An 11,932-nucleotide genomic window follows, 5' to 3' on the forward strand; every position below is an offset into this window, starting at 1 on the left:
GGCTTCGGCGGCTGCCGGGCGTCGTGCACGCCGGGCTTGGGAGCCGCGGGACGGGCAGCCGACTCGTCGGCGGCCGGCGGTGCGGCAGGAGCCTCCGCCTCGGCGGCGGGCTTCGCAGCGGGCTTGGCGGCAGGCTTCGCCGCGGGCTTCGCGGCAGCCGGCTTCGCGTCGGCGGTATCAGCCTTCGGTGCCGGCTTGGCTCCGGGCTTCGCGGCAGGCTTCGCCGCCGGGGCGCCGGGCTTGGCCGCAGACTTCTGGCCGGGCTTGGCAGCCGGCTTCTTGGCGGAATCGCCGCTCGCCTTGCCGGAGGCAGGCGCGGAATCGGCGAACGCCTCCTTCACCCGTCGGACGACGGGGGCTTCGAGCGTCGAGGAGGCGGAGCGAACGAATTCGCCCATGTCCTGGAGTTTCTCGAGGACGATCTTGCTGGTTGTGCCGAGCTCTTTCGCGAGCTCATGGACACGGGGCTTTGCCACAGTTCTCCTGTCCGGGTTCTTTCCCGGTCAGGAAAGAACCTCATCAGTGAAGAGCAGGTCTCATTACACTGCTCTCTCGAATTCCGGTGAGGGTGTCATCGCACGACACTCACTACTTGTCAGCCATTCTTAGCTCACCCGTTCTTCTGGGGTTCGATGTCCAGCTCCGGGAGATCCGAAGCGGTGATCTTCGTTCGAAAGGCTCGAGCGAAGGGTGCCGGGGTCCGCGCCTTCATCAGGCACTCGACGTCCGGGTGGATCCAGGCGCCACGTCCGGGCAGTGTCGCTGACACGTCGCGGACGATGGCCGGCTGCTCATCGGGTCGATACACGAAACGCACGAGTTCGTCCCGGTTCGCAGTCTTCCTGCAGGCGATGCACGTCCTTCGAGGTGCACTGCCGACATTCACAGTCAACAATTCTACCGCACTTCTATTCCGCGCCGCGCCACCGGCGACTGTGTCCGGGGTCACGGAGGCGCCGCCGGGTTTCCTCAGGGACCCTTGTGACCTCGCTCCACGACCCACCGGACGACCGCCTCGGCGATGGCGCCTTGGTGACGGTGGGCCGGCCTGCGGTCTCAGTCCTCGGCGACGATGTCGATCTTCCAGCCGGTGAGCTTCGCGGCGAGGCGGGCGTTCTGCCCCTCCTTGCCGATCGCCAGGGACAGCTGGTCGCGGGGGACGACGGCCCGAGACTCCTGGGCGCCGGCGTCGAGGATGTCGACGCGCGTCGCCTTCGCCGGGGAGAGCGCATGGGCGACGAACTTCGCGGGGTCGTCGCTGTAGTCGACGATGTCGATCTTCTCCTGGCCGAGTTCGTTCATCACCGCGCGCACCCGGGAGCCGAGCTCGCCGATGCACGAGCCCTTCGCGTTGACGCCGGGCTTCGTCGCGCGGACCGCGAGCTTCGTCCGGTGTCCGGCCTCCCTGGCCAGGAGACGATCTCGACGGTGCCGTCGGCGATCTCCGGGGCTTCGAGCGCGAAGAGGCGGCGGACGAGGTTGGGGTGGGTGCGCGAGACCGTCACCGAGGTGCCCTTGGGTCCCTTGTGGACGTCGGCGATGTAGACGCGCAGGCGCTTGCCGTGGCCGTACTCCTCGCCGGGCACCTGTTCGTGCGGGGGCAGCACGGCTTCGACCTCGCCGAGGTCGACCTGGACCATCTGCGGATCCCTGCCCTGCTGGATGGTGCCGGAGACGATCTCGCCCTCGCGGCCCTTGAAACTGCCGAGCACCGATTCGTCCTCGACGTCGCGCAGGCGCTGGTGGATGACCTGGCGCGCCGTCTGCGCGGCGATGCGGCCGAACCCGGAGGGAGTGTCGTCGAATTCGCCGATGGGATTGTCGTCGTTGTCGAACTCGACGGCCCAGATCCGGACCTCGCCGGTCTTCTTGTCGAGTTCGGCGCGGGCATCCTGCCACGCACCCTCGGTCTTCTGGTAGGCAAGGAAGAGCGCCTGTTCGATGAGTTCGATCAGGGTGTCGAACGGAATCTCGCGCTCACGTTCGATGACGCGCAGAACATCGAGGTCGATATCCATAGCCCATATCCTCTCCGGCTCCAGCGAACGGGGTCGCCCACGAGCATTGAATTGTCGGTCTTCACTTATGCAAGCACACCATTCTATCCCACACCAGCACCGCGGATCGGTCGCGGGCAGTGCGACGACAGCCCCGCCTCGGCGCCCGCTGGATCAGCGGTTGTGCCGCCCTGCCCCCGCCTCGGCGCCCGCCGGATCCCCTGCCGGATCAGCGGCCATGCCGGGACAAATCAGCGGAAGCGCAGTTCGACGTGGGCTTTGACGATGTCGCCGAGGCCGACGGTGCGCTTCTCGCGGCGGGCCGGATCGGTGCCGGTGATCGCGTCCTCGCCGACCTCCTCGAGGTCGAGTTTGAAGTTCTCCTTCTTCGTGCTGACATCGAGTCGGCGCCCGAGCACCCGTTTGAAGTGGCGCGGGCACTCGAGCCTGCGGGTCGCTCCGGGGCTGGTGACCTCGAGCTGGTAGGGCTTGTCGCGGAAGATCTCCACGGTGTCGAGGGCGTCGCTGACGATCTGCGTCGATTCGGCGATCTTGTCCATCGACATCGGCTCCGCGCTCGACTCGTCGAGGTCGACGACGACGGTGAGCGTGCGCCGCTGTCCGGCGGCGACGGCCTTGACGGATTCGAGGTGGAATCCGGCCGCGGTCAGGGGACCTTCCAGCAGCTCTTCGATCCGGGCGACGTCCTCGTGCATGCTCTCCACCATCTCTTTCTTCTCGGCTCGGGCGAGGATTTCAGGAGGCCCGGGAACGCCTGCCGATCTCATCGCTCGCGTGGGTTCATCCCACCCTATGCGACAGCCCGGACGTACGTTAAGCATCCGCTACGATTGGCGTATGCGTTTCCCCGTCAGTCGCCGTTCCGTCCTCATCGTCGGCGCGGCAGGAGCGGGGCTCTCCCTCCTCTCCGGCTGCGGGCTGCGCATCGACGCACCCCCGGAGGTTCCCGAGCTCGACGCGAGCGCAGAGCTGCGCAACCGCATCGCCCGGATCCTCGCATCGACGAACGTCGCCGACGGGGACCCCGCCACCGCCGGGGAGGACCTGCAGAAGTTCCGGGACGCGATCGGCCCCGTCTGGGCGCCCCCGACCGAACTCGCCACCTCCCCTCCCCCGACGGAGCAGGGGCGCACCTACATCCAAGCCGCCGAGGCGGTCTCCACCGCCGTGTTCGACGCGGTGGCTGATCTCGGCTCGGGTCTCATCCCGGTCCTCGTCGACGTCGCGACCGGCTGCGCGCTCACCGCCGGCACCGTCGACGGAGCCATCCGCGACGACGCCGACGGCCGCCTCCGCGATGCCTTCGCCGCAGTCGATGGCGACGCGACGCCGTCTCCGACCGCCGAGGCCGGCGACGACGCCGGAACCCCGAGCGCCCCGGCCGCCGCGGAGTGGAACACGATCCTCGACCAGGCCCGCGCCGCGTCCTACGGCTACGAGCGCCTCGCAGTGCGCTTCGACCGGCAGAGCCCTGAGCGCGCCGAGGCGGTCGCCCGCCTCGAGTCGCTCGGCTCCCTGGCCGGCGAGATGCTCGAGAGGCTCGGCAAGGAGGATGCCCAGCCCGACACTCCCGCGTGGCAGCTCGACCCCTCCCCGACCGATCCGGAGTCGGCGGGACAGCTCGCCCTCAACCTCGAGGATGCGGTCGCCGCCGCACTGCTCCCCTGGCTGCAGACGGACCCGCAGGCCGCCCTGCGGGTGTGGGAGTCGGCGCGCACGCGCGCGGTCTTCGCCGCCCCGCAGGCGCTGCGCTACTCCTATGCCGGAGGTGCCGAGCAGGCGGAGGCGGACCGGGCAGAGGCGGACCGGTGAAGGTCCCACCCGTCCTCTACCGCTCGACGAAGGACATCATCGGCGAGGGGCGCACCGAAGCGTGGGTCTCCGCGCTGGACTTCATGGCCAACGAGGTCGTCGACCGGTGGAATCTGCGCTTCGACGACGTTCCCGGAGCCCCGTGGGCCGGATGCGAGAGCCTCGTCATTCCCGTCCTCACCCAGGAGAGCTACCAGGGGTCCTGCGGTTCGCGGCCCCCACCTCGGCGCACACCGCCGCGCACGCGCAGGCCCTGCGGGCGCTGAAGATGTGGAACGGACACGGTGCGGTGCGCGTCATCAGGGACGACCGCAGCTTCCGGGTCACCCTGCAGGAGCGGCTGCGGACGAAGGACAATCTCTCGGTGCTGCCGCTGCCTGATGTGCCCCCGGTGTGGGGTGCGCTGCAGAAGTCGCTCGAGATCCCCGCCGGCCCCGACTTCATCCGGGTGCAGGACCTCGCGGCCGGCTGGCTGACGACGTTCGACACGGATGCCGCGATGCTCAGTGGCTGGTCGGAGACTGTTCGCGACGACGCCCGTCTGCTCTCGATCGCGCGGACGTGGATGCACACGCTCGCGACGTCGGAGGAGAGCACCCTCATCCACGCCGACCTCCACTACTACAACATCCTCGCCGGCAATCCGGACGCCTCGGGAGTCGCGACGTGGAAGGCGATCGACCCGCAGCCGCTGTCGGGTCCCACGGCGTACACGGTGGCGCCGGTGCTGTGGAACCGCCTCGGCGAGATTCCCGCCCGCACGCCCCGCGATCAGGCAGGATGGCTGCGGGGCTTCGCCGCGGACCTCGCGCTCTTCGCCGGCATCGACCCGCAGTACGGGATCGGCGCGGCGATCGCCCGCGAGGTGACGAACATGTTCTGGTACCTGCGCTCGGCCAGGGGTGGGACGAACGGCTCCCTCGCCGATGCCGCACGGTCGCTGTGGGTGGCCCGCGCGCTCTCCGGCGCCGACGTCAACGGCGTCGACGCGCACGCCCTCAAACCCATCGGGTGACCGGCCGCCGGGCTTCCGCGCCACCACACGCACAACCTTCCCCTCCACGCGCAACTCTGCCCGCCTCGCACAACCTTCCGCTTCACACACAACCCTCCGCCCCACGCGCAACCTCCCGCTCCGACTTCAGGACCCAGAGTGTCGATTTCTACGCGGCGGATCGACACTCTGCGACCTGAACTTTCCCGGCACGCGGTCCAGACGGCCCTGGGAATTCTGCGCCACATTCGAGGTGATCACTGGCCCGAAATCGCCATGGAGGAGGCGCTCAAACTCCATTGGAGCGCCGCACATCGTGCCTCCAGCTCCACACACAACCTCCCCCTCCACACACAACCCTCCGCTCCGACTTCAGGACGCAGAATGCCGATATCCGCACGGCGGATCGACACTCCGCGACCTGAAATTTCCCGGCACACGGTCAGAGGCGCTGAACGACCCGCGGTCAGGGGCGCAGGGCGACCCGAGGTCAGGGGCGCAGGGCTACCCGCGGTCAAGGGCACAGGATGGTCCTCGGCCAAGGACACAAGGCTGAGGGCTGAGCGCTGGGGGCTGAGCGCTGCGAGCCGAGAGCCTAGGGCCGGGCTCACCGGATGAGGTCGGCGACGACGTCGTAGCCGAGCTTGAGGACCATCGCGGAGACGACGACGATGAAAACGATGCGCACGAAGCCCGAGCCCTTCGCGATCGCCGTCCGCGCCCCGATGATCCCGCCGGTGACGTTGCCGGCGGCGACGACGAGACCGAGCAGCCACACGACCTGGCCGTCGGGCACGAAGTAGACGAGTGCCCCGAAGTTCGTCGCCCAGTTGACGATCTTTGCCGTCGCCGAGGCCTGGAGGAACGAGAAGCCGATGATCGAGACGAAGGCGATGACGAGGAACGAACCGGTGCCCGGCCCGAGCACTCCGTCGTAGATGCCGATGACGAGGCCGATGAGCCATGACACGGCGTGGTGGCGCTTCGAGGACTCCTCGAAGCGGAGGCGGGCGTCGGTGCCGAGGCTGGGGTTGAGCAGGGTGAAGATGCCGACGGCGATGAGCGCGGCGAGGATGATCGGGGTGAAGAGCTCGGCGGGGACGAGGGTCGCGAGCTTCGCCCCGAGCACCGCCCCGAGGAACGCGGTCGCCGCCGCCGGGATCGTCGCCGACCGGTCAGGGGTGACGCGGCGCAGATAGGTCACCGCCGAGGCGGTCGTCCCCGCGATCGACCCGACCTTGTTCGTCGCGACGGCTTGGACCGGGGTCATCCCCGGCACGAGGAGCAGCGCGGGCAGCTGGATGAGGCCCCCACCGCCGACGACGGCATCGATCCAGCCCGCCAGGGCGCCCGCGGCGAGCAGCCACAGGAGCATGACGAGGGTGACGTCGATGCCGCCGGTGAGGACTTCGCTCATCGTCGGCGGGTCACTCCGTCCGGGCGGACTCGGCTTCGGCAGTGTCGGCTGCGACCTCGGCCGAGTCGACGGCGGCCTCGATCGAGTCCTCGATGACGGCCTCGTCGGCTGCGGCAGCGGCGGCGGCATAGGCGGCACGGACCTTAGCCACGGTCGTGGGGACCACCTCGGCGACGGGAAGCTCCTGCTTCTCACCGGCGAAGACGTCGCGGACCTCGATGACCCCTTCGCTCAGGCCGCGACCGACGACGACGACCGTGGGGATGCCGATGAGCTCGGCATCGGCGAACTTGAACCCGGGCGAGACCTTCGTCCGGTCGTCGAGGAGAACGCTGACGCCGTCGGCCTCGAACTGGGCGGTGAGCTCCTCGGCGGCGGCGTTGATCTCCTCGCCCTTGCCGGCGGCGATGATGTGGACATCGGCGGGAGCGAGGTGCTGGGGCCAGAGCAGACCGCCCTCGGTGTGGTACTCCTCGGCGATGCAGGCCATGACCCGGGTGACGCCGAGGCCGTAGGAGCCCATGGTCACGGTCGTGGCCTTGCCGTTCTGGTCGAGGACGGTGAGGTCGAGGGCTTCGGCGTACTTGCGGCCGAGCTTGAAGATCTGGCCGATCTCGACGCCCCGGGCGAGCTCGAGCGGACCCGAGCCGTCGGGGGCGGGGTCGCCGATGACGACCTCGGCGGCTTCGATCGTGCCGTCAGCGGTGAAGTCACGCCCGGCGACGAGGTCGAAGACGTGCTTGCCGTGTTCGTTCGCGCCGGTGATCCAACGTGTGCCGTCGACGATGCGGGGGTCGAGGAGGTAGCGGATCTTCGTGCTGCCCTCGGTCCCCAGGACCGGGTTGTCGAGGTCGAGGCCCGGGCCGATGTAGCCCTTGACGAGTTCCGGGTGGAGGCTGAGGTCCTCGGCGGTCGCGGCTTCGATGTCGACTTCGCCGTTGCTGAGCATGCCGGTGCCGGCGGCGCGGTCGAGGTCGACCTCGCGGTCTCCGGGCAGGCCGATGACGATGACCTCACGGGTGCCGTCAGGGTGGGTGACGGCGCAGACGACGTTCTTCAGGGTGTCCGCGGCCGTCCACTCGCGGTCGGAGCGGGGGTGATTCGCATTCGCGGCGGCGACGAGCGTCTCGATCGTCGGGGTGTCGGGGGTGTCCTCGACGTGGGCGGCCGGCGAGTTCTCGTACGGGATCGCCTCGGGCACGATCGAGGTGACGGCTTCGACGTTGGCCGCGTAGCCGCCGGGTGAGCGGACGAAGGTGTCCTCGCCGACCTCGGAGGGGTAGATGAACTCCTCGGTGCCGGATCCGCCCATCGCCCCGGGGGTCGCCTTGACGGGCAGGCTCGGGATGCCGAGGCGGGCGAACGCGCGGATGTAGGCCACGCGCATCGCCTCGTAGGAGGCGTCGAGGCCGGCGTCGTCGATGTCGAAGGAGTAGGCATCCTTCATGATGAACTCGCGACCGCGCAGCAGTCCGGCGCGGGGGCGGGCCTCATCGCGGTACTTCGTCTGGATCTGGTAGATCGACAGCGGCAGGTCCTTGTACGAGGAGTAGAGGTCCTTGACGAGCAGGGTGAAGAACTCCTCGTGCGTGGGCGCGAGGATGTAGTCGTTCTTCTTCCGGTCCTGGAGGCTGAAGAGGTCGGGCCCGAAGGCCTCCCAGCGGCCGGACTGCTTGTAGACCTCGGCCGGCAGCAGGGACGGGAAGTGGACTTCCTGCGATCCGGCCCGAGACATCTCGTCGCGGACGATCGCCTCGATCTTGCCGAGCACCGCGAGTCCCAGCGGCAGCCACGTGTAGATGCCCGGGGCCGACCTGCGGATGTAGCCGGCCCGGTGGAGCAGCTTGTGGCTGGCGACCTCGGCGCCGACCGGGTCTTCCTTCTGAGTCCGGACGAACAGCGACGACATGCGCAGGGCCATGGATGTTTCTCCTCGGGCGACGTGGGGGTATCAGTCCGAACATTATCCGCCTGCGTGCGCGCGCGTCCATTCGCCGATCATCGGGGCGCGGCCGACGTCGGTGCGTGTCCTGTCATCGATCCCTCCCTTCGCCGAGGCGGTCCCCCGCAACGCGGTCGCGGGCTCCTTCGCCCGCGGCAGCCATGGAGCGCACCCGCAGCCTGCGCGGTGTGCGTTCGGCGGCCTGCGCGGTGTGCGTTCGGCGGCAGTCGGCGGGCGAACTAGACTGGTCAGCGCTGCCGATTCCGCTGACCCGATCATAAAGAGCATGCCTGACACGACAACCCTCTCGCAGTTCCCCCGACCCTCGGTCGCCGTCGACACTGCCGTCCTCTGCCCCGTGCCCGGTCGTGGGCTGCACGTGCTCCTCACCCGGTCCCGGGATGGTCGGTGGCAGCTGCCCGGGTCGATTCTGCGTCCGCAGGAGCGCCTCGCCGAGGCGGTCGCCCGGTGTCTGCGCGAGAAGGCGCAGCTCGTCGACCGTTCCCCCGTCCAGCTCCACGTCTTCGACCAGCCCGACCGCGATGACCGCGGATGGGTGATCTCGGTCGCCCACCTCGACGTCCTCTCGGCCGCCGATGTCGGCCTCGCCGACGGCGACACCGGCACCGCGAACGGCGATGACGAGGTATCCGACCAGCCTCTCGCCGAGGCGGATGCGCGCGGGTCCGAGCACGCGGCCGACTCCCCTGCGACCGGGGCTGCCGAAGCGGGTGCCATTGTCGGCTCCCCCGGCACCACAGAGACCGCAGGCCCCACTGCCGAGTCCGGTCGGCGGAAGCTCGTCCCCGTCCACACGGTCCACGAGCTCAGCGAGGAGCATCAGGAGATCGTCCGCGTCGCCGTCCACCGCCTCCGCGCTCTCCACGAGCGGACCCCGGACCCCTTCGGCCTGCTCCCTGCGGAGTTCTCCCTCCGGCAGCTGCGGGCCCTCCACGAGGTCGTCGCCGGTGAGGAGATGCAGGCCGACACCTTCCGACGGACGATGCTGCCGCTGCTCGACGCGACGGGGCGCGCGGTGACGCAGGGACGCGGGCGGCCGGCGCAGACGTTCACGCGACGCTCGGAGATCGCGCTGCGACAGGATGCCAGGGGCGGTCTCGATGGAGATTGACCGGACGCCCGGGGCGGCGGTGCGCATCGACGTGTGGCTGTGGACGGCGCGGATGTTCAAGACCCGCAATCTCGCCACGCAGGCGTGCCGCGGCGGACATGTCCAAGTCGACGGGCAGCGGGTCAAGGCCGCGCAGAAGGTGACGATCGGTCAGGAGGTCCGCGTCCGCAAGGCCGGCACCGAGTTCATCTGGAAGATCACGGGCATCCTCCCCACACGGCCGGGTGCCGCGATCGCCGTCGGCGCCTACGAGGATCTCACTCCCGCCCCCGACCCCGCGCTGCGGGGTTTCGTCCCGAAGCGCGACAAGGGGCTGGGGCGGCCGACGAAGAAGGATCGCCGCGACCTCGACCGGCTCCGCGGCCGCGACTCTCAGCGGTAGCGAGGCCGCGCGCCTCAGTACATCACGGTGGCGAAGGTGCCGACCTGATCGAAGCCGACGCGCTTGTACATCCGCAGAGCCGCCTCGTTGTAGTCGTTGGCGTAGAGGCTGACCGTGGGATGTCCGGCCGCCCGCGTCTGCGTGACGACGGCGGCCATCCCTGCGGCACCGAGCCCGTGGTTGCGCGTGTCGGGGTGGACCCACACACCCTGCACCTGGACGATGCGCGGCGAGCGGATGCCGATGTCGGCCTTGAAGAGGACCTGTTCGGCACGGTCGGTGGCGGGCCACCTCGGTGCCGGACTGCCGCTGGGCAGGGTCGGGGAGATCCGGACGAAGCAGTTGCCGCCGCGGATGATGCCGCGCACGCGCGCGAGGTAGCTCGACTCCCCGCCTTCGATGGGCGAGAAGCCGACCTCCTTCGTGAACATGTCGACGCTGGCGGGGAAGACCGTCGGCAGCTGTTCGAGGGTCGCCAGTCGCACCTCGGGGTCGGGTTCGACGTCAGGGTCCGAGCTGATCGCGAGCAGCGGCTGGCGTTCGCGCACGCCGCGCGGCCGGCCCCAGCTCAGGCGGCTGTCGAGGTCCATGATGATCTCGCGCCGCCCGATGAGCGAACACGACGACCGGCCGTCGGCGTTGAGCTTCGCGGCGAGCACCGCGTTCGTCTCGGGACTCGCGTTGACGGGGATGATGTTGCCGCCCACCCAGTAGGCGGCGACGGGCCGGTCGCCGTCGAAGACGCCGTAGATGGTGCCGCCCGGGGAGTTCGTCGCCGCGGTGCCGGTGACGTCGAGGAGGGCGAGGAGGTAGACGTTCTCGCAGGGATTGAGGGCGAGCAGGCTGGTCAGCCATGCCGTGTGCCGGTGCCCGAGGGGAGCTAGTCTCAACACATCGGCTCGATCAGCCGACGACGACTTCCGGCGGCCCGGACGGGATGTCCGACTCTTCGGCGATGCGCATGGCCTCTTCGATGAGGGTCTCGACGATCTGCGACTCCGGCACGGTCTTGATGACCTCGCCCTTGACGAAGATCTGGCCCTTGCCGTTGCCGCTGGCCACGCCGAGGTCGGCTTCGCGCGCCTCACCGGGACCGTTGACGACGCAGCCCATGACGGCCACGCGCAGCGGAACCTCCATGCCCTCGAGGCCCGAGGTCACCTTCTCCGCGAGCGTGTAGACATCGACCTGAGCGCGACCGCACGACGGGCACGAGACGATCTCGAGCTTGCGCGGCTTGAGGTTGAGGCTCTCGAGGATCTGATTGCCGACCTTGACCTCCTCGACGGGGGGCGCCGACAGGGACACGCGGATCGTGTCGCCGATGCCCTTCGACAGCAGCGCCCCGAACGCGGTGGCGGACTTGATCGTGCCCTGGAACGCCGGTCCCGCCTCGGTGACGCCGAGGTGGAGCGGCCAGTCGCCGCGTTCGGCGAGCATCTCGTACGCCCGGACCATGATGACCGGGTCGTGGTGCTTGACGGAGATCTTGAAGTCGTGGAAGTCGTGCTCCTCGAACAGGGAGGCCTCCCACACCGCGGATTCGACGAGCGCCTCGGGGGTGGCCTTGCCGAACTTCTCCATGATCCGCTTGTCGAGCGAACCGGCGTTGACGCCGATCCGGATCGAGGTGCCGGCGTCCTTCGCGGCGGCGGCGATCTCCTTGACCTGGTCGTCGAACTTGCGGATGTTGCCGGGGTTGACGCGCACGGCCGCGCAGCCGGCGTCGATCGCCGCGTAGACGTACTTCGGCTGGAAGTGGATGTCGGCGATGACGGGGATCTGCGACTTCTGGGCGATCGCGGGAAGGGCGGCGGCGTCGTCGGCGGACGGGCAGGCGACGCGGACGATGTCGCAGCCGGAGGCCGTGAGCTCGGCGATCTGCTGGAGGGTGGCGTTGATGTCCGTCGTCGGCGTCGTCGTCATCGATTGGACGCTGATGGGGTAGTCGGATCCGACTCCCACCTTGCCGACGTGGATCTGCCGGGTCTTCCGCCGAGGTGCGAGAACGGGAGGCGGAGGAGCTGGCATGCCGAGGTTGACCGATGTCACGAAGACGATCCCTTCATTGGGGCTGTGCGGCTGGATCGGCAGCCGTGACAGCCCGATAGTACGAGTCCTTCTCATTGTAGGACGACAACCATCGTCCCGGTCGGCCGGCTCCGGTGTGATCGCTCACGACCTGGAGGTTCCCTGTCAGCGCCGAGGTGGGGCGACGTCACCGGAGCGCGCTCG

The 11,932-nt window shown here is 69.3% G+C and carries 12 protein-coding genes and 1 pseudogene; 5 read left to right on the forward strand and 8 right to left on the reverse strand.

The features are described from left to right. The 4 genes and pseudogenes from AC2W7K_RS14125 to AC2W7K_RS14140 form a co-directional block, all read right to left on the reverse strand. On the reverse strand, positions 1-476 hold a 476-nt coding region (locus AC2W7K_RS14125), incomplete at its 3' end, for a translation initiation factor IF-2 N-terminal domain-containing protein (protein WP_486006307.1). A gap of 134 nt (positions 477-610) precedes the next feature. Continuing rightward, complete coding sequence (locus AC2W7K_RS14130; protein WP_376873121.1) at positions 611-1,003, reverse strand: YlxR family protein; 393 nt, start codon at positions 1,001-1,003, stop codon at positions 611-613. A 53-nt stretch (positions 1,004-1,056) separates the two neighbouring features. Next, positions 1,057-2,018, reverse strand: a pseudogene (gene nusA, locus AC2W7K_RS14135) (transcription termination factor NusA). Positions 2,019-2,248: 230 nt separating this feature from the next. Next, positions 2,249-2,725 carry a ribosome maturation factor RimP gene (locus AC2W7K_RS14140; RefSeq protein WP_232623634.1) on the reverse strand — a complete coding sequence of 159 codons (477 nt, stop codon included), beginning with the start codon at positions 2,723-2,725 and terminating at the stop codon, positions 2,249-2,251. Between the two features lie 130 nt (positions 2,726-2,855). Between AC2W7K_RS14140 and AC2W7K_RS14145 the strand changes: the two genes are divergently transcribed. From AC2W7K_RS14145 to AC2W7K_RS14155, 3 genes are read left to right on the forward strand one after another with little or no spacing between them, the layout of a single operon-like run. Next, complete coding sequence (locus tag AC2W7K_RS14145; protein ID WP_344258282.1) at positions 2,856-3,830, forward strand: hypothetical protein; 975 nt, start codon at positions 2,856-2,858, stop codon at positions 3,828-3,830. Further along, positions 3,827-4,096: a hypothetical protein gene (locus AC2W7K_RS14150; RefSeq protein WP_486006308.1), complete on the forward strand. Its 270-nt coding sequence runs from the start codon at positions 3,827-3,829 to the stop codon at positions 4,094-4,096. The genes AC2W7K_RS14145 and AC2W7K_RS14150 overlap by 4 nt, the downstream gene beginning before the upstream one ends. Positions 4,097-4,098: 2 nt before the next feature. Then, the gene (locus AC2W7K_RS14155; RefSeq protein WP_486006309.1) at positions 4,099-4,845 is read left to right on the forward strand and encodes an aminoglycoside phosphotransferase family protein; all 747 of its coding nucleotides are present in this window, start codon (positions 4,099-4,101) and stop codon (positions 4,843-4,845) included. 586 nt (positions 4,846-5,431) lie between these two features. Here the strand turns inward: AC2W7K_RS14155 and AC2W7K_RS14160 are convergent. Both AC2W7K_RS14160 and AC2W7K_RS14165 read right to left on the reverse strand, forming a co-directional pair. Continuing rightward, positions 5,432-6,241, reverse strand: coding sequence for a TSUP family transporter (locus AC2W7K_RS14160; RefSeq protein ID WP_344258279.1), 810 nt, complete (start codon positions 6,239-6,241; stop codon positions 5,432-5,434). Positions 6,242-6,251: 10 nt separating this feature from the next. Then, positions 6,252-8,162 carry a proline--tRNA ligase gene (locus tag AC2W7K_RS14165; RefSeq protein WP_344258276.1) on the reverse strand — a complete coding sequence of 637 codons (1,911 nt, stop codon included), beginning with the start codon at positions 8,160-8,162 and terminating at the stop codon, positions 6,252-6,254. A 307-nt stretch (positions 8,163-8,469) separates the two neighbouring features. Here AC2W7K_RS14165 and AC2W7K_RS14170 point away from each other — a divergent pair, with 307 nt between their 5' ends. Together AC2W7K_RS14170 and AC2W7K_RS14175 are read left to right on the forward strand one after the other, a co-directional pair. Further along, positions 8,470-9,315 carry an NrtR DNA-binding winged helix domain-containing protein gene (locus AC2W7K_RS14170; protein ID WP_344258274.1) on the forward strand — a complete coding sequence of 282 codons (846 nt, stop codon included), beginning with the start codon at positions 8,470-8,472 and terminating at the stop codon, positions 9,313-9,315. Beyond that, the gene (locus tag AC2W7K_RS14175; protein ID WP_198499135.1) at positions 9,305-9,697 is read left to right on the forward strand and encodes an RNA-binding S4 domain-containing protein; all 393 of its coding nucleotides are present in this window, start codon (positions 9,305-9,307) and stop codon (positions 9,695-9,697) included. Before AC2W7K_RS14170 ends, AC2W7K_RS14175 begins: the two co-directional genes overlap by 11 nt. A gap of 14 nt (positions 9,698-9,711) precedes the next feature. Here AC2W7K_RS14175 and AC2W7K_RS14180 read toward each other — a convergent pair whose 3' ends face one another. Further along, positions 9,712-10,590 carry a GNAT family N-acetyltransferase gene (locus tag AC2W7K_RS14180; protein ID WP_249121045.1) on the reverse strand — a complete coding sequence of 293 codons (879 nt, stop codon included), beginning with the start codon at positions 10,588-10,590 and terminating at the stop codon, positions 9,712-9,714. Positions 10,591-10,600: 10 nt separating this feature from the next. Next, positions 10,601-11,749 (reverse strand): flavodoxin-dependent (E)-4-hydroxy-3-methylbut-2-enyl-diphosphate synthase, encoded by a 1,149-nt coding sequence (gene ispG / locus AC2W7K_RS14185; RefSeq protein WP_198499137.1) that lies wholly within the window; start codon positions 11,747-11,749, stop codon positions 10,601-10,603. Positions 11,750-11,932: the final 183 nt, after the last annotated feature.

This window comes from Brevibacterium sp. LAARM2_SD2 (assembly GCF_057364785.1).